A 22,762-nucleotide genomic window follows, 5' to 3' on the forward strand; every position below is an offset into this window, starting at 1 on the left:
CTGAATGCGCGTTTGATTTTGTCGGCATGGTCGGCGCATACCATTTTCACGATGACAGATTTAACCCGTCGCCGCTGGGAGCTCGACGCTCTGCGCGGCTTGATGCTGGTCCTGATGTTTGCGACCCATCTTCCTACCCGTTACAGCATCGGCTTGGGGCAACCTCTGGGGTTTGTTTCTGCCGCGGAAGGCTTTGTCATTCTGTCGGCCTTCATGGCCGGCATGATTTATACCCGTAGAGCAGAACAGGATGGCATTCCCGTCATGCGTCGTTCGTTCCTGATCCGCACACTGAAAGTGTATGGGTGCCACGTTGCATGCCTGTTATTCCTGTTCACGCTGATTACCGCATTGGGTCTCAAGTATCAGCAGGAAGATTTCGTCAATTACCTCGGCTTTTATCTGAATCAGCCCGTGACCGGATTATGGGCCGGCATCTTGCTCATCTACAATCCGCCTCTGCTCGACATTCTGCCCTTGTACGTGATGTTGCTGCTGGTCAGTCCCTTCATTTTGTCGTATGGCATCAAGCATGGCTGGCGCGGCATTTTTACCGTCAGCGTTTTGTTATGGCTGTTATCGCAGTTCGAGTTTTCCGCGGCGCTCTACAAGATACTGGTGGCAGTGACCGGCTTGCCGGTGCCGTTCAATGAGACAGGTTCGTTCGAAACCTTTGCATGGCAATTCCTGTGGGTGTTCGGCCTGTGGCTGGGTTCAATGGATGCCAAAGGGGTGCTGCGGAATCGCAAACCTTTTCCTGATTCCATCGTGATCGCCTCCTTGTTGATCGCGCTGTTTTTCTTTGCCTGGCGCCATATCGTTGGGCAGGTGCCTTTCCCCGGCAATGAAATGCTGAATGCATTGCAGGACAAATGGCATCTGGGACCGCTGCGCATGCTCAACTTCTTTGCCTTGCTGATTCTGATCATGCACTACGGTGAACGCATCCGGCTTGCCTTGCCGCGTCTGCGCATCTTTGAAGTCATGGGTGCCGCATCCTTGCCGGTGTTCTGTATCCATCTGGTGATGGTCTTGCTGGCACTGGCAATTCTGGGCCAGAACATGGACGATCGTGACGATCTGGCTGACGCCTTGTTACTGATAGGCGGGCTCGTCGGCCTGTATATAACAGCGAAGGTGGCGATCGGCCTGCGACGCAAGCCGGCCCGAGTTCAGTAGATTGCCGTCAAAATAAAGCGCGATGGATCAACCGCCGGTCACGAGTAGATCGATGGTGTCGGAACGTCGCCGGTCAGGACCCACTGCCCGACATCCTTGAGTTTGTAATCGAGCGAATCATGCAGCGTGTGCACGCGCACGTTGCGCCAGAAGCGGTCAAAGCCATACTTCGCTGCAGTGGCACGTGCGCCCATCACTTCAAATATTTTTGATGTGATATCCAGCGCAGCACGCGCAGCGACAATCTTTGCCTCATAAATCGTCACGGCCAGCAGGCCACGCTCTTCCGCCGTCAAGGCATCACCACGCTCCCATGCATGTTGCAGATCGCGCGCGGCGGATTCGGCCAGTGCGATGGCACCACGCAAGGCAATCCGCAAATCGCCGTAATGCTGTTGCGTGAAAGGATCGTCGATTGCCCGTTTGACACCCGAGGTGAACCATGGTCGTCCCTGTTCATGCGTGTAATGCCAGGCATTGAGCAAAGCGCCTTGGGCATTGCCGATATAGATTTCGATCAGGATCAGTTGCGACACCAGCGTGCGTAAAGTGGCACGTGGTGTGCCGGCGGTGCCCGGCGGACCGAGTACTTCATGTGCTTCCACACGGACTTTATCGAAGGTGACTGAGCCGCTATCGGTCTGGCGCTGACCAAGATTGTCCCAGTCATCCAAGACCGTCACACCGGCACGATTGGTCGGAATCGAGATGAACACACGATCGGCCGGATCGGCAGAACGTGGCGCGGTGATATTGATCATGTCCGATCCGGTTGCGCCGGAGCAGAAGGACTTGATGCCGTTCAGCTCAAAATGCGCGGCGTTATCACCATCGGCATCATGCCAGGTCAGTGTGGTGCGGGTGTCCAGGCCATTCGTTGCATTGCCCCAGAACCAGCCTTCGCTGACCGTTCTGCCAAGCAGCGATGCTTTTTGCTCCGGATTGCCAAATAGCGTCACACTGGCAACCTGTAAATGCTGGAAGCCGAAAAGATGGGCAAGCGAGCTATCGACTTCCGCAAAACGGCGGATGATCTGATAAATCGTCGGCCATGGCACTTCAGGACCACCGAATGCAGCCGGTACAGCGAGCTTCAGCAAGTTGCTTTCCCGCAGAACCTGACGTTCGACCCATGCGGTGCCACCATTGCGATCCCGCTCAATCGCGGTCAGTGCAAGGGCGGATGCAACCTGCTCAACCGCATCCGTCCATGAGCCGAAATCGCGTTGAGCGAGATGCGCGGGGGTGACGGCGGCATCGCGTTCCTGTTGCCGCTCGCCCAGTTTCAGTATTTGGCCCATGGTAGCTTGCTTTCTATGTGATGATTCAAGTCCGTTGCTTAGAACAGCGGTACGTTGGTGGCGTCGACCTTTTTCGGCAGCAGTCCTGCATCGAGGAAGGCATCTGCAATTTTCTGTTGTTCGCCGATGCTGCCGGGTACAACGCTGCGTACCAGATAGCTGCGGCGGGCATTGGCCTGTTCAACCGTTGCCGTGTCCAGCCCCCAGACCGGTGCCAGCAGTGCCGCAGCATCTTGCGGGGATTGCTTGACCCACTTGCCGGTTTCCTGCAGTGAGTTGACGATAACTTTCACGACGTCAGGACGTGCCTTGGCGAATGGCGTGGAAGCCAGGTAGTAGCGTTGATAGCTGGCCAGATCGGTACCGTCTGCCAGTACGCGTACTTTCGATTGGCGTTGCACGGCAGCGAGGAACGGATCCCAGATTACCCACGCATCGATCGCATTACGTTCAAACGCGGCGCGCCCATCCGCCGGTGCCAGATAGGCCTGCGTCACGTCCTTGAGCGACAAGCCATTCTTTTCCAGCGCTGCGATCAACAGGTAATGTGCGCCGGCTGCCTTGGCAAAACCGATGCGCTTGCCGCGCAGATCGGCGATCGATTTGATCGGCGAGTCTTCCTTGACGACTATCGCCTGTGCGGTCGGCGATGGCGCTTCCTGCGCGATGAAGGTCAGTTGTGCACCCGCAGCCTGCGCAAAGATCGGTACGGTATCGGCAACGTCAGCCGAGACATCGACTGCGCCGACGTTCAATGCTTCCAGCAACGGCAGGCCACTGGCAAATTCATGCCACGTCACTTTGACGCCGAGCGGCGCCAGTTTTTGTTCGAGCGTGGCGCGGGTCTTGAGCACGGTAATCAGTGTCGACGATTTCTGATAGCCGATACGCACCGTATCCGGTGCTTTTTGCGCATGGGCTGGCAGGGTTGCAGCGAGTGGTGCCAGTGCCAGCAGGGTGAGTAAGGTACGGCGAAGATTGTGTTTCGTTTTCAAAATGTTCTCCCTGAACGATGGTGATGGTGTTTGGTTAATGTGCAGTGGCTGTGCCGTTGAGGCGACGCCGCAGGTCAGATGGCGTGGATTTCTTCCAGTACGTCGAGAATGCGATCCCGTGCCTGGGCCAGTTCTTCGGCATGGCGATTACGCGGCCGTGTCAGATGAATCGGCAGGTCATCGATGATCTCGCCCTGACCCATGATGAGGACACGATCACTCAGGTAGGCCGCTTCATCGATGTCATGCGTGACCAGCAGGACGGCAAAGCCATGTTGTGCTGCCAAGGTCAGCAGCAGGTCCTGCAACCGCATGCGGGTAAATGCATCGACTGCCGAGAATGGTTCGTCGAGCAGCAACAGGCGCGGCTGGTTGTACAAGCCGCGTGCGATTGCTGCACGTTGTGCCATGCCACCCGACAGTTGCTTGGGCAGGGCATTGATGGCATCGATCAGACCGACCTCCTGCAGCAGGGTACGGATATGCGGATCGAGATTGGCTGCGCCCTTGCTGTCGCGATTGAAGCCGACGTTTTCGGCGACGCTCAGCCATGGCAACAGGCGCGGTTCCTGAAAAATAAGGCCGACATCCGGCGACACACCGTGCAAGGCGTTGCCATCCAGCGAAATCCGGCCGTCAAACTGACGGTCCAGCCCGGCAATCAGACGCAGCAAGGTACTTTTCCCGCAGCCGGATTTGCCGACCAGACTGACGACTTCGCCAGCGTTCAGCGAGAGCGTCACGTTGTGCAAGATCGTGCGCTGGTCAAAATGCTTGTGATGAATGTGCAGGTCGAGCAGGGCAGTCATGGGGTAATCCTCAGGCATTGCGCGTGGCGAGTGAATCGGACCATGCCAACTTGCGCACTTCCAGCCATTTCAACAGGCTGTCGGTCAGCTTGCCGAGGATGGCGAGCAGCAGAATGGCAGCAAGTACGACATCCGGCCGACTGGTTTCGCGACCATCGGTCAGCAGATAGCCGATGCCACGTGTGGCAGCGATCAATTCGGCGGCGACAAGGAACATCCATGCCAGCGACAAACCGTTGCGCAGGCCGGTAAACAGACTTGGCAGTGCGGCTGGCAATACGATGCGGCGCGCCAGCGTCAGGGACGACAGGCCATACATCTCACCCAGTTCGATCAGCTTGCGATCCACATTGCGGATGCCGGACACCAGCCCCAGATAAATCGGGAAGAACGCGCCGATGGCGATCAGCGTGATCTTCGGTGTTTCATCAATCCCGAACCACAGCAGCAGAAGCGGTACCCATGCCAGACTTGGAATCGCGCGCAACGCCTGAAAGGTCGGTTCAAAAAAGGCTTCTGCATGACGGCTCAATCCGACCAGCAGACCAAAGGCCAGTGCGAGAAGGGCGCCGATTGCGTAGCCGGACAGCACGCGCGTACTGCTTGCCACGATATGTCCGAACAAGCCCTGATCGACCAGCGCTGACAAGGTTTGTGCGATCTCCGAGGGTGGCGGCAACAGACGCGCCTGCACCCAGCCGACATGGGCCGCGATTTCCGTAAAGCCGAGCAGAGCAACCGGCAGAATCCATCCCAGCCATCCCAGAGTACGGTGCGATGTCTTGCGTGTGACCTGCTGATCGTGGGCAGGCTGTTCATTTGCCGCCTGTACCGTACGCGGTATGGGCGCAGTCACCGCAGCAGCGGAAACCAGCCGTTTGTCCGGGTACGATGTGAGCGAGGCAGAAGGGCTGCGAGGCATGGCGATTCCTGAGTCCGGTTATCGATCAGATGGCTTGCTTAAACGGCTTTCTTGACGGCGATGCCCTGTACGAAGCGTGGATCGATCAGTTCATCGATTACCTTGTTGACGTCGGTGCCACGCTTGACCAGATCTTCCTGCAACAGGATCGGTGCAGCGGCCTTTAATGCATCGCTATGCTCGCGACCGATGACCGGATTGGAGAAATCGGTACGATTGAGCTGAACCTTGGCAACGGCCAAAGAAATTTTTGCCTCGTCAGCCTGGATTTGCGATGCTTCTTTTGGATTCGCCAGAATCCACAGACGGGCGCGCTCATAGGCAGCAATCACCTGCTTGACGGTATCCGGATATTTTTTCGCAAAGTCTTCCGTGACGTTCAGGAAGCCATACGTATTGAAGGCGACGTTGCGATACAGCAGACGCGTATTGGCTTGCAGTTCGCTCGCCGCCATGTGTGGATCAAGGCCGGCCCATGCGTCGACGCGACCGCTTTCCAGCGCGGTACGACCATCGGCGTGCTGCAGATGCACGATTTCGACATCGTTCTTGCGCAAGCCATTGAGTTTCAATGTGCGCAACAGAAACAGATAAGGATCGGTCCCTTTGGTGGCGGCGATCTTCTTGCCCTTGAGTTGTGCAACAGACTGGATCGGCGAATCCTTGGTTACCAGTAATGCAGTCCATTCAGGGCGCGAGTAGACGTAGATGCTCTTGATCGGATTGCCATTGGCGCGCGACAGCACGGCTGCCAGACCGGCGGTACTACCGAAGTCGATGCTGTTGGCCGCCAGATATTCCAGCGCGCGATTGCTGCCTTGTGACAGCGTCCATTTGACAGGGATGTTGGCAGGCTTGAGCGCCTCTTCCAGCCAGCCGAACTTTTTCAGCACCAGGCTGGTGGGCGAGTAGTAAGCATAATCCAGACGCACTTCCGGCGGGTTTGCCGCCAATGCAGAGAGAGACAGGCCGGATGTCAGGCCAGCCAGAGACAATACGGAGGTGTTCTTGATGAATGATCGGCGATCCATGTTCTACCCTGAAAGTGAAGGATGGGGTCACTGCCTGTTCGCCGTCTGAAGGCGTCATTGCAATGCAGAGGAGAACAAGAGTAGCGATTCACTTTGCGCAACGGAACGAATCTCTTCGCGCATGCTTGTACGTTTTCCGCATAAGACGTTGCAGGTATAAGCACATGATAAAAATGTGCAAGAGCGGAAAAGCGTTCTCTCAGACCGTGATCTGCTGATCGAGAAACAGGGCTTCGATCTGCTCGGCGGGAAGCGGCTTGCTGAAGTAATAGCCTTGCATCTGATCGCAACCCTGTGCACGCAGGACGGCCATCTGGTTTTCGGTTTCCACCCCTTCGGCAATGACTTGCAGGTGAAGGTTGTGACCGAGTGCAATGATGGTGGCGACGATGGAGGCATCGTCCTGATGCAGGGCAATATCCCGCACGAATGAACGATCAATCTTCAGGGTATCGATGGGAAAGCGCTTCAGGTACGCCAGACTCGAATGGCCGGTCCCGAAATCATCGACGGACAAATGCACACCGAGTGCTTTGATGGCATGCAGGATCAACAGGTGACGCTCGATGTCGGCCATGACGGAACTCTCGGTCAGTTCGATTTCCAGGCAGTGCGGCGGCAGGCCGGTCTGCTGCAGGATGTCCGCGATCGTTTCGGTCAGATCGGTTTGCACGAACTGGCGTGCCGACAGATTGACGGCGATGCGCAGATTGTCATGGCCCATGTCCTGCCATTTCTTCGCCTGCAGGCAGGCGGTACGCAGGACCCAGATGCCGATTGGCAGGATCAGGCCGGTTTCTTCCGCCATGCCGATAAAACTACCGGGCGTGATCAGCCCCATTTGTGGATGATTCCAGCGAATGAGCGCTTCCATGCCGACGATGGTGCCGTGGCGCAGATCAACCTGCGGCTGATAGTGCAAGGTCAGCTCATCCAGTTCGATCGCACGACGTAACTGATACTCCAGCTGCAAGCGCTTCAATGCGGCATCGTGCATGACCGGTGTATAGAACTGGAAACTGTTGCCACCGTTGTCCTTGGCACGATACATGGCGACATCGGCGTGGGCCATCAAGGTTGCCGGGTCGGTGCCATCGTTCGGGTAGACGGCCACCCCCATGCTGCAGCCGAGTACGTATTCATTGCCGCGAATCGTCAATGGCTGGATCACCGCATCCATGATGCGCTGGATCACGTCGGCCGCCGAACTGGCGTTGCCATCTGCGCATTCGGGCAGCACCAGCACAAATTCGTCACCGCCCAGTCGCGCCACCGTATCGGATTCGCGGACCGAGGATTGCAGACGATCGGAAATGATCTTCAGCAAATGATCACCGGCCTGATGCCCCATGGTGTCGTTGATCAGCTTGAAGCGATCAAGGTCGACCAGAACCACCCACAAGGAGTGTTCGTTGCGGGCGGAGTAGTTGATGGCATTTTCGAGGCGGTCTTCCAGCAGGGAACGATTCGGCAGGCCGGTCAGCGCATCGTGGTTGGCCATGCGATGCAGCGTGGTTTCATACTGCTTCATCGGCGTGATGTCGCTCATCGCCGCAACGAAGTGTGTGGTGCGTGTGTCGTCGCCGGTTACCGGCGCGATGTGCAGATCATTCCAGAACAGCGAGCCATCTTTGCGATAGTTGCGCAGCACGGCTTTGCCTTCGCGTCGCTCGGAGAGCGCGGCGCGGATTTCCAGCAAGCCCGGCTGATCGTGATCAGTGCCCAGCAGAAAATTGCTGTTCTTGCCGATGGCTTCGGCAGCGCTGTAACCGGTAATGCGTTCGAAGGCCGGATTCACGTATTCGATGACAAAGTCCGGGGCGCGTGCGCTGGAGATGATAATGGCATTGGCGCTGCATTCGATGGCACGTTCACGCAGTCGCAGCGCCGCTTCTGCGGCCTGTCTGCCGGCGCGATCGCGATGCGCACGCAGTTCCATCGCCACGCGTTGCGCCAAGCTGACCAGCAGGGCGACTTCCTGCGCATCGAACGCATCCGGTTCTGACGCATAGACATTGAAGACGCCCAGCATGGTGTCCTGATCCGCCATCGGCAATACCAGCTTGGAGTGAAAGCCGTAACGCATGGCCGCCAGTCGCCACGGTGTCGGGCTCATGTCGCTGGCAAAGTAATTGGCAACGGCGGGGCGGCGCGTGCGCAGTGCCGTTGCGATCGCGATGGTGCCGTTGCCGCCGGCACCCAACGGGACTTTCATCGCGTCGAGATAATCCTGATGCTTCGCGGTCAGACCGATCGGCGTGATTGCGCCATCCGATTCAATCAGGCCGGCCCATGCCAGCTGATAGCCGGTAGCGGTGACGACATCGCAAATGCCCTGAAGTAGCGTCGATTCGTTGGCGGCATGGCCGATGACATCTTCGCAAGCGGTAATCGCGCGTAGCGCCCGATTGCTGCGCGCCAGTGCAATCTCAAGATGATGGCGGGTGGTGATATCGGTACCGACAAAGCGTACGTGCATGTCGCCGGTTGCATAGTCGGCAAGGCATTTGATCTGATATTCGATCCAGCGCGGGCTGCCGTCGGGACGGTTGATCCGCAGTGACAGTGTGTGTGATTGACCGACGCCGATGGTCGTCAGCAGCGTTTGCAGTTGCTGACGATCGCCGGGGGCGATGCACTCCAGCCACAAGCTGTGATCAGCGACAAACCGTTCTTTTGTATGCCCATAGATTTCTTCCACGCCGATGCTGGCATGCAAAATCCGGCGTTGCTGCAATTGCATGATCCAGAGCACACGACCGTCCTGCAACAATGCATCGCCATCCGCGTCCAGCAGATAACCATAAGCGGGTTCACGCGATGTTGATTGCAGCAGACTGGCAAGCCGCATCCAGATGGACTTTGTCCACTGAAGGGAAGAAGAAAAGCGGAATGCGGCCGGCGTCATGGAGGGCGGATGCATGCGTCAGCACGGACGCAGCTGCAGCGATGTTGATGGATGGAAATGGATGGTAAGGGAATCGTTGCGAATCGAAATCGAATATTTTTGAATATCCATATCTGAAACTTGCTGGACCCAGGCAGCTCTGACGGTATGTCATGCATCGATGCATGCATTCATGGCTGGAGTCATCATGGCGGCAAGTATCAGTGTGATACCCGTTTCCGCAGTACGGGTAATCGCAGGGACGGGGGACGCTGCGCTACCATGGATGACACATACAGGGGTGATCTCACCACACCGGGCTGGCAGAACAAGGAGAAATCATGAGCACACGGCTTGAGCGCGATACGTTTGGTCCGATCGAGGTGGATAACGCGCGACTGTGGGGAGCACAAACGCAGCGTTCCCTGCATCACTTTCATATTTCAACCGAACGCATGCCGCCCGAACTGATTACGGCACTGGCTGAAGTCAAGCGTGCTGCGGCAGTCGTCAACAAAGGACTCGGCAAGCTGGATGAGAAGAAAGCCGATGCCATCGTGCAGGCTGCCGATGAAGTGATTGCCGGCAGCCATCCGGAAGAATTCCCGCTGGCGATCTGGCAGACGGGTTCCGGCACGCAAAGCAATATGAACATGAACGAGGTGCTTGCCAATCGTGGTTCGGAGCTGATGGGGGGCGAGCGTGGCGAAAAGCGATTGATCCATCCGAACGATCAGGTCAATCTTGGCCAGTCGTCCAATGATATTTTTCCAACGGCAATTTACGTGGCGGCAGCGCTTGCGGTGCGCGATTTGTTGCCGGCGATCGCCGGATTGCGTCGTACGCTCGATGACAAGGCGCGCGAGTTTGCCGATATCGTCAAGATCGGCCGCACCCATTTGCAGGATGCCACGCCACTAACGCTGGGACAGGAGTTTTCCGGCCACGTCGCGCAACTGGCGCATGCCGAACAGGTCATTGGCACCTTGCTGCCATCGCTGCATGAACTGGCAGTAGGCGGTACGGCGGTCGGCACGGGACTGAATACGCATCCGGAATTCGGCGATCGCGTTGCAACAGAGCTGGGCAGGCGAACCGGCGTCGCTTTTAAAAGTGCCGACAACAAGTTTGCCGCACTGGCGGCACACGATGCACTGGTCAGTGTGCATGGCGGCATGAAGACATTGGCTGCAGTCATGATGAAGATTGCCAATGATGTACGCTGGCTGGCTTCCGGTCCGCGTTCCGGTCTGGGTGAACTGAGCATTCCGGAAAACGAACCCGGCAGCTCCATCATGCCGGGCAAGGTCAATCCGACGCAGAGCGAGGCCGTTACGATGTTGTGTTGTCAGGTGTTTGGCAACGATGTCGCACTCAACATGGGGGGCGCATCAGGCAATTTCGAACTGAACGTGTTCAAGCCGCTGATGGCGCACAACTTCCTGCAGAGTGCGCGATTGCTCAAGGATGGCATCCACAGCTTTGATGAACATTGCGCACGCGGCATTGTTGCCAATCGGGATCGCATCGCGGATTTGATGGAACGTTCACTCATGCTGGTAACCGCGCTGGCACCACATATTGGTTATGACAAAGCGGCGCAGATTGCCAAGACCGCCCACAAGGAAGGCAAGAACCTGAAGGAAACGGCAATTGCTTCAGGCTGGGTCAGTGCAGAAGATTTTGATCGCTGGGTACAGCCGCAGGACATGATTCATCCAGGCTGATTTGTTCTGGGTAAGAGGCCCGGTGCGGCAAATGAATGTAGATTGGCGTATCCGTCTTGATGCGCCATTTTTTAATGGTTATTCGACGCGGTCTTGCGCTTGCAAGACGTGCACGATGACTAGCAGTACGATGGCGCCGCCAATGGCTGCGTAAATGTTGCTCTCGTCAAAGGCATTCATGGTAGAGGGCGCGGCGTCGAGCATGGGGCCCAGCATCCAGCCACCCAGTACGGCACCCGAGATGCCGGTCATCAGATTGAGGATCACGTCCGAACGGTCTTCCGACATCGAGAATGCGCAGAGTCCGCCGAGGATGATACCGGTGGCGATACAAAGAATGATTGTCATGATGATGCTCCCCCGCTGCAGTTTCTGAAATGCTTATAGACAGTATGTGATCTGGATTGAGAATGTGCGTCTTGTGTAAAAAAGCCCTGACTGAGCAGGCTCTGTCAGGGCTTTTCCTTACATGCGCATGTGATTAACGCTTGGCGTTGGCTGCGCCGATGCAACGCGATTTTTCTTCACCGCTCAATGCATCGCATTTTTCTTTTTCAGCTTTGACCATTGCGTCTTTCTTGTCGTCAGCTGCTTCTTTTTTTGCATCGCTTACTTTTTTATCTTTTTTTGCATCAGCGATGGCGGCTTCATGCGCTGCTTTTGCTTCTTTCTCGCAGACGTCTTTTGCGTTGCCATTCAGGTCATCGCATTTTTCTTTAGCGACTTTGTGGTTGGCATCAGCGATGTCTTTACGAGCGCTTTCCCATGCTTTTGGCGTGTTTTTGTAAGCAGCCTCTGCTTCGGCTACGGTTTTGGTATGCGCAGCTTTTGCTTCAGCCTGGCAGATGTCTTTTGCATTGCCATTCAGCTTGTCGCATTCAGCCTTGGCTACTTTTTCGTCGGCATCAGCACGCTTTTTAGCGGCATCGTATTCTGCCTTGGTGATCTTGTTCATGTGATGGTCTGCGTGAGCAGCCGTTGCCATGAAGCCGAAGCTGGCGGAAGCGAGAACGAGCATGGAGAGCGTTTTTTTCATGGTGATACTCCTTTTTGTAGTTGGATTGGTCTTGCTCTGATAAATCAATGCCTAGTTAATTAAATTAAGTAAGCGGTGTCTGGTGAGCGGCAGGAAAAATTACTTGAAGCGTGGATCGTTGCTGTTGCGCTCTTCAAACGCCTTGATCTGCTTTTCGGCTTCATCCTTGCTGACGCCATAGGCTTCCTGGATCTTCCCGGCGAGTTGATCGCGTTTGCCCGCAATGACATCAAGGTGATCGTCGGTGAGCTTGCCCCACTGTTCTTTCACATTTCCCTTGAGTTGCTTCCAGTTACCTTCGACGATGTCCCAGTTCATAATTTTTCTCCTTGGCTTGGTAACGCGGCAAAAGTGCCTGCATTCCCTATTGCAAACCTCGGGCCAGGTTTTTTATCTATGAAAATCAGTGACTTATGATTTTCGATGCGGTTTTTTGTAAATATTTCGAACGGGATTGCAAGCGCTACATGTGAGAAAGCAGGAGGCTTTTGAAAGAGAAAAGGAAGGGTGTGGTCAGTGTTGATTACCGACAGAGGGGGAGGTGTCGGAAGAGGTCTCTGCTGCGCACGATGCGCCTTGCGCATGCGCGAGCTGATCATTGTGCAGGGTTCCAAACCATAAGGCGTATTGCCGCGTGAAGCTGGCGCCGAGGAAAAATATCTGTGCGGAGTAATACACCCACAACAGGAGAGCTACCAGTGAGCCGGCCGCGCCATAGCTGTTTGCCACCCCGCTATTGCCCAGATAGAGACCGATCAGATATTTGCCAAGGATGAACAAGCCTGCCGTGCCCATCGCTCCGATCATCACATCACGCCATGACAGTTTGACCTGCGGTAGTGTCTTGTAGATGACAGCGAAAAGAATCGCAATGACACAGTAGGACACCAGATTGGCCAGCGGCCACAGGTAGATGGCATGTTCCTGCCACATGTCGTTCCAGTAGCGTTGCAGCAGCGCGATACCTGCGCTGATGACCAGCGAGACGAGGAGCAGAAAGGTCAGTACCATCACCATGCCGAATGACAGCAGCCGGACACGCAGTACCTGCATGAGACCGACCTTGCGTGCAATCGGCACATGCCAGAGTTCATCCAGACTATCCTTCAACTCGGCAAAGATCGTGGTGGTACCTACTATCAGCACGACGGTGGCAATGACGGTTGCAGCAAAGCCGGCCTCACGGTTTTGCGCATGCGTGAGCAGCATCTCGATGGCTTGCGCGCCGGTCGGCCCAACCAGGCTGGTGAGTTGGGCAAAGATTTCACCGCGTGCTGCTTGTGGCCCAAAGAAGGCGCTGGCGACTGCAACCGCAAGCACCAGAATCGGCGCCATGGAAAAAAGAGTGTAAAAAGCGACTGCCGCACCTTTACTGCCGCCGCGCAGGTCAAACCATTCTGTAACGGAGCATTGTGCGACGATACGCATGCGTCGCCAGACGGAGTACGACTCTTTTGTTGTGCCAGAAGCCATGGCGTCGTCCTGCTAGATCGAGTGTCGGTGGGCGTATGGGCCGGTGCCCGTACCCGTACGTAATGTAACTAAAGACGCTGGTAACTAAAAGACTCTGTCGGCCGATGAAAGTTGCGTCGCTGAATCCTGGTGATGCCAGCCGGCGCCATGCTGCCACATGCGCTTCATTTGCTGCCCTGCATTTACTTGCTTTCCTACATCTTTATGCGCCATCGGCCTATACAGCGATGACATCCCGCGCGCTAGCATGGAAGCCATCAAAGTCCGGTGACATGGCGTGAGGCTCTGTCACGGCGGATAAACCCGGCGCATAAATTATCAAGGAGGCTCATCATGGGCAAATATTTCGTTGCATGGTTGCTCGGCGTTCCAGCTTTTGTACTGGTGCTGATTTACCTGATTTTTTGATGTCGTAGCAAGAGAGCGAGAAAGTCCGCCAAGCGCGGACTTTTTTGTTTGGCGAGGCGGATCTGGTGCGAAAGTCTGGTGCCGTCTAGGTGCAACTCGCTATCAGGCCGTGAGGTCATGTCTACCTGTCCCTGTTTTCTTGCTCTGAAATTTCTGCAGAAATTGTCGCCGAATGGGTATGCAAATGCGCTGCAAAAAGTGGACAATGGAATGCGGTAATACTTATTCCACACATCTCGTGACGTCGCGAATAAACGCAGCGTGCAGATCGGGATAATGCAAGCAGGGTTCAGTCTTATTCACCGGAGTTTCTACATGTTCCGATTGATCGGATATCGCGTCTTATACGCCCCTGTGCTGGCAGCCTGTTTTCTGGCGGTGGTCGGACTGACCTCGATCATCAACGCTCAGCAACAGTACTGGATTCTTGATTATCCAGTTTCCGACTTTGTTCCCATGAATCCCAATACCGGCCTGATCTTTGTGCTGGTCAGCGTTGCGCTTTGTTTGCGCTCCATGCGCTTTTCAAGTCGTTTGCTGAAAACCAGCGCGGCGATGGTGGGCTCGATCTTTTCCGTTGCGGTGATAGCCGCAGGTGCACTGGCGCTGATGCGTGAATTGTTCAACGTGCAGATCGGTGACGACTATGTGCTGGCCAGTGCACAGGCGTCCGCAAATATTCTGCCGCTGGCTGCTGCCGGGTTTGTATTGGCGGGCAGCTGCCTGCTGTTTATCGACTACCGCACGCCTGCCGAGCATTATCCGGCCGAATACTGTGCCATCGTTCTGGGTGGTGTCATGGGCGTGCCGTTGATCGGCCATTTCTATCACGTGATTTCATTCGGTACGGCTGCCGCCAATCCGGATGTCGCGCCGGCCACCTCGATCGCGTTTGTGATTCTGGCTCTGGGCATATTGGCGGCGCGTCCGACGCACCGGCTGATGAGTCTCTGGAACAGCAAGTCACCGGCAGGTCCGTTGTTGCGCCGCTTGCTGCCAAACAGTCTGTTGTTACTGGTTGTGCTGGATCTTGCGGTGAAGTGGGGGGTCGAACGCGGTTTCTATCAGGCAGACAAGACGTCTCCGCTGCTGATCCTGCTGGCAAGCTCGGTGCTGTTCATCATGTTCTGTCGTACAGCGAGCTTGCTCAATCGCGAGTACGAAGTGCGGCAACAGGGCGAGATTGCGCTCGCCGAAAGCAATGCGCTGTTACGTGCAGTGAGCGACAACACGCCGGATGCGATCTTCGTCAAGGATACGGATGGCCGCATGATTTTTGCCAATCCGGCCAAATTGCGTCTGCTGGGCAAGAGCAGTGATGAAGTCCTGGGATTCCGCAGTCAGGACATTTACATCAACAGCGATGATGCGGAGCGCGTCGCGCGCGAGGACAGAAGCGTGATCGAGACCGAGCAGGCCCAGGTGTTCGAGACGACCACACACTTTCCGTTCGGTGTACGTACCTTGCATTCCACCAAAGCACCCTGGCTGAACGCAAAGGGGCAGATGATGGGACTGGTCGGTATCAGTACCGATATCACCGATCGCAAGCGTATGGAAGATGCGCTGAAGGCACATGAAACGCAGCTGGAAGCACTGGTTGCCTCCCGTACTGCCGAAGTCAATGAACTGATCGGTCACCTTGAGACGACACGAGAAGAAGAGAAAAAGGCCATTGCCCGCGAGTTGCACGATGACCTGGGCTCGGCATTGACGGCATTGAACATGCATCTGTCGCTGGCGTTCCAGCAGATGCCGGACGAACCGAAGTTCACAGAACGCATTGCCAAGATACGTACCTTGCTGGCCTCGATCACGACGGCGACACGACGCATTCAGAACGGTTTGCGTCCTGACAAACTTGACGTGTTCGGTATCAAAGTCGCGATTGCAGAGCAGGCGCTGGAGTTTGAAAAGTATTCCGGCATCAGTTGCAATGCGAGCCTGCCGGATGATGCGCTGTCTTATGCGCCGCGCGTTGATATCGCGCTGTTTCGCATGGTGCAGGAGTCACTGAATAATATTGCCAAGCATGCGCAGGCGACGCATGTGGATGTGATTCTGGACGATACGGATGACGAGATCATTCTCAATATCCGCGATAACGGCATCGGCATCGCGCCGGAACGTCTGAAGGATGTGATGACGCACGGTCTGCGCGGCATGCGCGAGCGCGCCACCTATCTGGGTGGTTCGGTCACGGTGGGGAACGCGCCTAGTGGCGGCACGTTGATCAGTGCAACCATTCCCAAAATTCCCGCAAACATGCGGAACGATGCCGAACCGGATCTGACTGGCGATCTGATTTAAGGTGGTGCGTTTGGCTCCAGGCGCGCCGAACCCGGATGTGATCCAGCAGAATGTGATGCAGCAGGATGGGGTGGGCAGGCTTGATAAGCGTCGTCAGGCTTGCTGACGGTGATCCTGTTGGGAGGCGATTTGCTGAAGCAGGGCAAACAATTGGGGAAACTCGGATGTCTTGTCGTAGAAGTGATTGACGCCATACTGACGACCAACGCGTCTGAACACTTCCGTCGCATTGTTGCTGCAGATGATTTTCAGTGCATTGGTAAATTTCTGATCTTCGGCAATATTTCGCAGCAGGTTGATGCCATTGCCTTTCTTGAGCTGGATATCGACAATGAGAATATCGAACGGCTCAGCCTGCAGTTGCATCAGTGCCTCATCTTCCGATTCGGCCATACCGGCGACATTCAGTCCATCGATCATTGCCATGTTCTCGACCATCAAGTCGCGAATTTCCAGCGAGTCTTCCACCAGAAAAACACGTAATGGCAGATTGCCTTGAGTGATTGAGTTGTCGTTGATCGTGGTCATGTCGTTGTTACGGTACGTACTGTGCGCTGCGGTATTCCTGATGAATCTAGTCAATCAGATTTTGTTTGATCGCGTAGTAAATGATGCCCGCGTTGTTCTCCATGTTCATTTTTTGCAAGACACGCGCACGATACGTGCTGACGGTCTTGACGCTCAGGCAGAGATCCTCTGCAATTTTCGTTACGCCATGTCCCTGGCATAACTTGTAGAAAATCTCGTATTCGCGCTTGGACAGCGTCTCGTGCAATGGCTTTTCGGCATTGACATCCAGCTCAGTGGTCAGCAGTTCGGCAACGGCGTGGCTGATGTACTTGTGACCGCGTAAAATGGTTTGGATCGCATTGACCAATTCGTCTGCCAGCGCTTCCTTCTGCACATAACCGCTCGCGCCCGATCGCAGGATCTGTACCGCATAGCGGCTTTCCGGATGCATGCTCAGGATCAGAACCGGCAGGTTCGGCTTTTCGCGCTTGATCTGTTTGAGGACTTCAACGCCGCTTTTATCGGGCATGTTGATGTCGAGCAGGACGATGTCGTACTCCTGCGCACGAATCATGCGGATGGCTTCCTGTGCAGTCCCTGCTTCTCCCTCGATTTTCATGTCGGGCACTTGCGAAATGAAGTGCTGTACGCCCGCCCTTACGACTGCATGGTCATCGACTACCAGAATTTTTATCATTGTCTTGGCAAGAATGGATTCAAACAGATGTTAATTTCGTGCCTGTACACCGTATGGGCTGGCATGCACGATGGCATCCTGCAGGAATAACTTCGATTGATATTCGTTCAATCGATTGTAAAGGGTTTTCAGGCTCACGCCTAACACCTCGGCGGTCATGGTCTTGTTACCGCCGCAGTGGTCCAGGGTCGCGCAAATCAGTTGCTGTTCGGCGTCCGCCAGCTTGGAGCCAATCTGCACTGTAACGCAATCCGTGTTCTGCTCGGCCAATGTCGGTGCATTACGGACCGGGCCGATGGCCGGCGCAATGTCGAGCTCGCGGTCTGCCAGAATGAATGCGCGGTGGACGACGTTCTTCAGTTCGCGAACATTGCCTGGCCACGGATACGCTTGCAGCAGTCGCAGCGAGGCTCGCGAAAAGAATTTATTGCAGCCTTCCTCGGCATTGAGCTGTTGCAGAAACAGATCAGCCAGCAGACCGATATCGTGACCACGCTCGCGCAATGACGGCATGGCAATTGGAAACACCGCCAGACGGTAGTAAAGATCGCGACGGAGCAAACCTGCTGCGACGGCTTCTGCCGGATCGCGATTGGTGGCCGCTACCACGCGCACGCGCACTTCGGTTTCTTCATCTGCACCAATGCGGTAGAAACGGTTGGTTTCCAGCACGCGCAGCAACTTGACCTGCATGTCCAGCGACATCTCAGTCACTTCGTCGAGAAACAGTGTGCCGCCATTGGCACGTTCAAAACAGCCTTTTTGGGAGCGGATGGCGCCCGTAAAACTGCCGCGCTCGTGGCCGAATAGTTCTGCCTCGATCAGTTGGGGTGACACGGCACCGCAATTGAGTGCAACGAACGGTTGGCTGCTGTCCTTGCTTTTCTGGTGAATGACATTGGCTACCAGCTCTTTGCCGGTGCCGCTTTCACCCACGATCAGGACATTGGCATTGGTCGGTGCAACTTTGCTGATCATGGTAAAAAGATTGCGCATCGGTTCGGATGCACCATACAGCTTGCCGCAACGGCTCAGTTCCGTTTCCTGATACGGAGCACGGTCTTCGTGAAGGACTGCCTGTGTCTTTGCGTCAAGTGTCGGCAAACCGACAACATTGCCACAAACATTCAATCCATTCGCCATGTAATTCTCCTCTGCTAAAGCAACATGCATTTTTTACAGAGGCTATTGTGAGCGTGTTGCAAAGATTGCAGAATCGGCGCTTTTCCAATTCGTTTGTAGGAATCCTCTTACTTGAGGGAAAATGTTGCGACGTCGTTTTTGTTGATTTTACTTTCCCATCCATACATTGCTTTGCTGACGCACCACGTCAGACAACGAACCACTCTTTTCGTAGCTGGCACGCAGCCATGTTGCATCGCCCTGCGCGTTTACACGATTGCGCAGCAAAGCGATGGCATCGCTGGTCCCGAGCGCGTCGGCAGCATCACGGATCATGTCGAACGTATTGAGGATGTCTTCCTGAATTGATGACTGGGTTCCGGCAATCGGATTGATCAGGGCACCGTTGAGCCCGAAGCGACATGCCTGGAAGCGGTTGTAGGAATAGGTCAGATACGTATCCTGCAAGGGTTGCAGGTCGCGGTTGTCCATGAAGTACTTGCTCAGCGTTTGCGCATACGCACCCAGTGCAACGGCAGTTTCAATGGTCAGCGGCGTATCGCAGACGCGGATCTCGACCGTGCCGTATTCCGGCTTCGGCCGCAGATCCCAGTAAAAATCCTTCATGCTGGCAACGATGCCAAGCTTCGACATCTTGTCAAAGTAGGTGTTGAAGCCATCCCAGTCCGTCACAAACGGCATGTAACCGCTGAGCGGAAAGGCATTGATGCTGGTCAGTCGTGATGACTGGAAGGTGGTATCGACGCCCTGATAGAACGGGGACGAGGCCGACAAGGTGATGAAGTGCGGAATCGTGCGTGCCAGCAGATGCGACAGGCGGATGGCTTCGTCACCGCTTGGGCAGCCAATGTGAATATGCTGACCGTAAACCGTAAACTGTTTGGCCAGATAGCCGTACAAATCGGAAACCAGGCGATAGCGATCGGTCGGATAAATACGCTGATCTTCCCAGTGCTGGAACGGATGGGCACCGCCGCCGGCCAGACCGAGATTCAGCTTGTCGGCAGCGGCGACCAGAAGCTTGCGCATCTCGACCAGCTCAGCCAGCATCGCATGGTGATCGGTATGCACAGACGTGGCAATCTCGATCATGCTTTCGGTGATCTCGGGCTTGATGTCGTAGCCGTGATCGACCTTGTTGATAATCTCCAGCAAATCGTCGGAACCGCGCGTCAGATTGTAATCGCGACGGTTGACGATCTGCAGTTCGAGTTCAACGCCCATGGTCAGCGGCGTCGAGTTATTGAATTCCAGCATGTTGCTCCTTGATCAGCGTCGTGCTTTTTTGGGGTTCAGTTTTTGGCTTCACCCGAGGCAACCAGCGCATATCTTGTGAAGATCGGTCCCAGCAATTCCAGGATGACCAGAATCGAGACCACCAGCGCGCTCAGCTGCGCGCCGAATTGCGGATAGTAACCGACCGCATGCTGCACCATGATGATGTTGAAGCCGGACAGCGGCACCAGCCCGACACCAAGCAGTGCGCCTTTACGCAAGGCGATGCCGTTCAGACGTGACATGGCGGTCGTCGTCGTCAGGGTGATCAACAGACGCAGGGCAATGAAGGCCAATGCAGCCGGCCACAAGGTCAGCAAGTGCGACAGTTCAAGCCTTGCACCGGCAAAAACAAACAGGGCAACATACAGCACGCCGGTAAAGGGACTGAGATCGGTTTCAACCACCGTGTGGCGCGGATCGTTCTTGCGACTGGCAATGCCAAACAACAGCAGAGCGATCAGGGCCGACAGATTCAGCATGAAGGCGATGCCAACGGTTGCTGCAATCAGCGCCAGTGCCAGAATCGTCCTTGCCTGCACATCCCTGCCGAGATAATGGCCAATCCAGACCAGCAAACGGCTCATCACCCAAGCCAGCAGCGCTGAGCCCAGCAGCAGGTAAATCGGATGCAGCACGACGCTTTTCCAGCCCGCGTCGTATTCCACGTGGACGGCCATCAGACCGATGGTGAAGGCGACAAAGCCAAGTACGTTGCCGATCACCACAATATGCAGCATGCGTTCTGTCAACTGACCTTCGGCCTTGACCTCGCGCACCACATTCAGGACCACCGCCGGCGAAGTCGCCATACCCAGCGCTGCGACCATGGTGGCGACCAGCTTGCTGACACCAAACCACGTCATCAGCAGGAACAGGGCAAAGAAGGTAACGGTGCTCAGGACGATGCCGGTAAACAGCAGACCGCGCTCGCGCAGCAGCCACTGGTAATCGACACGACGTCCCAGTTCGAACAGCACCAGACCGAGCGCCAGATCGACCAGCAGACTCATATCGGCGAGCAGCGGTACGTTGATCAGATTGAAAACGGACGGTCCGATCAGCAATCCGGTCAGGACATAGCCAGTGATGGCGGGCACTTGCGGAAACACACGGCGCAGCAGATGTGCGCCGACCAGTCCGGCAATCAGAAGCAGCCCGGTCGCGGTCAAAACATTCAGCGCTTCCGGCAGCGCTGGGAAAAAACTGTGTGGCGTCATATTGCTCCCGGCAATGATTAAAAGCGGTCAAACCGGCAGAAAGGATGCGCGCTCATCAACGCCAAGCATGTATCGCGCATGCACGGATGCACGTCTTAAACTTCTTGATACACAGTCATGCTCTTCTGCTTTTCGACACGCGGCGAGGTCGGCGGTTCTTGCTGCTCTTGCCGATCTTTCGCTTCTTTATGGCTTGACTGCTTGCCTTGTTGCAATTCGTCGATGCAGTACATAGCATAGGTGCAGGGTGGTTGCCATCCTGCAGGAACGGTGATTGCGACCCACTGCAATCATCCGGCACGTGGCTGCGACGATAGAGCGGCGCACCCTGCTTTGGGCCCGGCAAATGTGCCGGGGTGCCGATTATAGTGCAAATATTTGTCACATCAATGGCTTGCCGTGACTTGTTATTAATGCAATTTCACCCTTGGTGAGGTTTTTCTTTGCAGCCACTGCCCGATCGAATCGGCTGTTGTACGCAGCCAGCCATGCAATGCGACCAGATGCATGCGATAGAGCGAGATATACAACAAACGCGCGAGCAGGCCTTCGACAAACAGCGTGCTGCCGACCAGTGGTCCCATCAGATTGCCGACTGCATCAAAGCGGCCGAGCGATACCAGCGAGCCTAAATCCTTGTATGTGTATTGCTGGAGCGGCTCACCGTTCAGACGACGCTTGATGGCATCAAACAAAAAATCCGCCTGCTGATGCGCTGCCTGTGCGCGTGGTGGCACCGTGCTGTTCTTCTCAGGCCATGGGCAGGCTGCGCAATCACCGAAGGCAAAGATATCGGGATCGACTTCGGTTTGCAGTGTCTGCTTCACCACGACCTGGCCAAGCCGGTTGATGGGCAAGTCCAGTTCGGCGAGGATGGCTGGCGCCTTGATACCGGCCGCCCATACCGTCAGGTCGGCTGGCACGCTGTTCCCGTTGTCGAACACCACGCTGTCGGCACGTACCTCGGCGACCTTGGCGCTGGTCAGCACATCGATATCCAGTTTTTGCAGCAAGGCGGTAGTCTTGGCTGAAACCGGCTCCGGCAGGGCAGACAAAATGCGTGGTGCGGCTTCGATGACCGAGATGCGGATGTCCTTGTGCGGATCAAGGTGATGCAAGCCATACGCACCCAGCACTTCCGCGGTATTGCGCAGTTCTGCCGATAGTTCAACACCGGTCGCGCCGCCGCCGATGATGGCAATGTGCATCTGCGGGTTGGACTTGTCCGAATTGCTGGTCATGCCGCGGTCGGCACGCATGCACATGCTGATCATGCGACGACGAAAATGTTCGGCCTGATGCAATGCATCGAGTGCAATCGCATGCTCGGCAGCACCCGGGACATTGAAGAAATTCGTAACGCTGCCGATGGCCAGTACCAGCATATCGTAGGGAATCTCGCGTGCGGGAATCAGTTCCTCGCCATTGTCATCCAGCAACGCGCCAACAGTGATGATTTTTCGGGCGCGATCCAGCTTGCACAAATCGCCTTGCTGAAACACAAAGCGATGCCAGCGGGCCTGTGCAGCATATTCAAGCTGGTGGGCATTGGCATCCATGCTGCCGGCGGCGACTTCATGCAGGAGCGGTTTCCAGATATGGATGGAATTGCGATCGACCAGCACGACCTTGACGCGCTCGTGCAGCTTGTTGCCAAGCGTGGTCGCCAGTTCAAGTCCGCCAGCACCGCCGCCAACGATGACGATGCGGTGCGGCGAATTGATGGAATCGGGTCGGGTTTGCGGTCTCTGGGTCTGTTCTTCTGTTGTCATTCTCGTTCTCCCCGGATCATGGATCGGCACAAGCCTTCAGCCTGTTGCGGAGCTGATGCAGGGATTT

The 22,762-nt window shown here is 55.7% G+C and carries 19 protein-coding genes; 3 read left to right on the forward strand and 16 right to left on the reverse strand.

The annotated features are described in order from the left end of the window. The first annotated feature begins 51 nt into the window (after positions 1-51). The gene (gene opgC / locus IEV29_RS13115) at positions 52-1,179 is read left to right on the forward strand and encodes an OpgC domain-containing protein (protein ID WP_188381725.1); all 1,128 of its coding nucleotides are present in this window, start codon (positions 52-54) and stop codon (positions 1,177-1,179) included. A gap of 38 nt (positions 1,180-1,217) precedes the next feature. Here opgC and IEV29_RS13120 read toward each other — a convergent pair whose 3' ends face one another. From IEV29_RS13120 to IEV29_RS13145, 6 genes are all read right to left on the reverse strand, one after another. Continuing rightward, complete coding sequence (locus IEV29_RS13120) at positions 1,218-2,480, reverse strand: acyl-CoA dehydrogenase family protein (protein WP_188381726.1); 1,263 nt, start codon at positions 2,478-2,480, stop codon at positions 1,218-1,220. A gap of 38 nt (positions 2,481-2,518) precedes the next feature. Next, entirely contained in the window at positions 2,519-3,475 is a 957-nt protein-coding gene (locus IEV29_RS13125; protein WP_188381727.1) for an aliphatic sulfonate ABC transporter substrate-binding protein, read from the reverse strand. A gap of 74 nt (positions 3,476-3,549) precedes the next feature. Next, entirely contained in the window at positions 3,550-4,284 is a 735-nt protein-coding gene (locus tag IEV29_RS13130) for an ABC transporter ATP-binding protein (protein ID WP_188381728.1), read from the reverse strand. Positions 4,285-4,294: 10 nt separating this feature from the next. Continuing rightward, positions 4,295-5,140, reverse strand: coding sequence for an ABC transporter permease (locus IEV29_RS13135; RefSeq protein ID WP_373868143.1), 846 nt, complete (start codon positions 5,138-5,140; stop codon positions 4,295-4,297). Between the two features lie 104 nt (positions 5,141-5,244). After that, complete coding sequence (locus IEV29_RS13140; RefSeq protein ID WP_188381730.1) at positions 5,245-6,237, reverse strand: aliphatic sulfonate ABC transporter substrate-binding protein; 993 nt, start codon at positions 6,235-6,237, stop codon at positions 5,245-5,247. A 199-nt stretch (positions 6,238-6,436) separates the two neighbouring features. Then, positions 6,437-9,160, reverse strand: a complete 2,724-nt coding sequence (locus IEV29_RS13145; RefSeq protein ID WP_188381731.1) for a sensor domain-containing protein — start codon at positions 9,158-9,160, stop codon at positions 6,437-6,439. Positions 9,161-9,465: 305 nt separating this feature from the next. On the opposite strand from IEV29_RS13145, the gene fumC reads away from it, so the two are divergent. Beyond that, positions 9,466-10,851, forward strand: a complete 1,386-nt coding sequence (gene fumC, locus IEV29_RS13150; RefSeq protein ID WP_188381732.1) for a class II fumarate hydratase — start codon at positions 9,466-9,468, stop codon at positions 10,849-10,851. Positions 10,852-10,929: 78 nt separating this feature from the next. Here fumC and IEV29_RS13155 read toward each other — a convergent pair whose 3' ends face one another. From IEV29_RS13155 to IEV29_RS13170, 4 genes are all read right to left on the reverse strand, one after another. Next, positions 10,930-11,199, reverse strand: a complete 270-nt coding sequence (locus IEV29_RS13155; protein ID WP_188381733.1) for a GlsB/YeaQ/YmgE family stress response membrane protein — start codon at positions 11,197-11,199, stop codon at positions 10,930-10,932. Positions 11,200-11,332: 133 nt separating this feature from the next. Continuing rightward, a complete protein-coding gene (locus IEV29_RS13160) occupies positions 11,333-11,806 on the reverse strand; it encodes a hypothetical protein (protein ID WP_308632730.1) in 474 nt (157 codons plus the stop codon). A gap of 180 nt (positions 11,807-11,986) precedes the next feature. After that, entirely contained in the window at positions 11,987-12,205 is a 219-nt protein-coding gene (locus tag IEV29_RS13165) for a CsbD family protein (RefSeq protein WP_188381734.1), read from the reverse strand. Between the two features lie 195 nt (positions 12,206-12,400). Beyond that, entirely contained in the window at positions 12,401-13,360 is a 960-nt protein-coding gene (locus tag IEV29_RS13170) for a YihY/virulence factor BrkB family protein (RefSeq protein WP_229726395.1), read from the reverse strand. Between the two features lie 723 nt (positions 13,361-14,083). Here IEV29_RS13170 and IEV29_RS13175 point away from each other — a divergent pair. Further along, positions 14,084-16,078 (forward strand): PAS domain-containing sensor histidine kinase, encoded by a 1,995-nt coding sequence (locus IEV29_RS13175; protein WP_188381735.1) that lies wholly within the window; start codon positions 14,084-14,086, stop codon positions 16,076-16,078. A gap of 93 nt (positions 16,079-16,171) precedes the next feature. Here the strand turns inward: IEV29_RS13175 and IEV29_RS13180 are convergent, their stop codons facing one another. From IEV29_RS13180 to IEV29_RS13205, 6 genes are all read right to left on the reverse strand, one after another. After that, entirely contained in the window at positions 16,172-16,606 is a 435-nt protein-coding gene (locus IEV29_RS13180) for a response regulator (protein ID WP_188381736.1), read from the reverse strand. Positions 16,607-16,652: 46 nt separating this feature from the next. After that, positions 16,653-17,285 (reverse strand): response regulator, encoded by a 633-nt coding sequence (locus tag IEV29_RS13185; RefSeq protein WP_188381737.1) that lies wholly within the window; start codon positions 17,283-17,285, stop codon positions 16,653-16,655. Between the two features lie 30 nt (positions 17,286-17,315). Continuing rightward, positions 17,316-18,428: a sigma-54 interaction domain-containing protein gene (locus IEV29_RS13190; protein WP_188381738.1), complete on the reverse strand. Its 1,113-nt coding sequence runs from the start codon at positions 18,426-18,428 to the stop codon at positions 17,316-17,318. A 147-nt stretch (positions 18,429-18,575) separates the two neighbouring features. Continuing rightward, entirely contained in the window at positions 18,576-19,685 is a 1,110-nt protein-coding gene (locus IEV29_RS13195) for a YbdK family carboxylate-amine ligase (protein WP_188381739.1), read from the reverse strand. 35 nt (positions 19,686-19,720) lie between these two features. Further along, on the reverse strand, positions 19,721-20,923 hold the full coding sequence (locus tag IEV29_RS13200) for a cation:proton antiporter (RefSeq protein ID WP_188381740.1): 1,203 nt from the start codon (positions 20,921-20,923) through the stop codon (positions 19,721-19,723). 410 nt (positions 20,924-21,333) lie between these two features. After that, the gene (locus IEV29_RS13205; RefSeq protein ID WP_188381741.1) at positions 21,334-22,695 is read right to left on the reverse strand and encodes an NAD(P)/FAD-dependent oxidoreductase; all 1,362 of its coding nucleotides are present in this window, start codon (positions 22,693-22,695) and stop codon (positions 21,334-21,336) included. Positions 22,696-22,762: the final 67 nt, after the last annotated feature.

It is taken from the genome of Oxalicibacterium faecigallinarum (assembly GCF_014635705.1).
GTDB lineage: Bacteria > Pseudomonadota > Gammaproteobacteria > Burkholderiales > Burkholderiaceae_D > Oxalicibacterium > Oxalicibacterium faecigallinarum.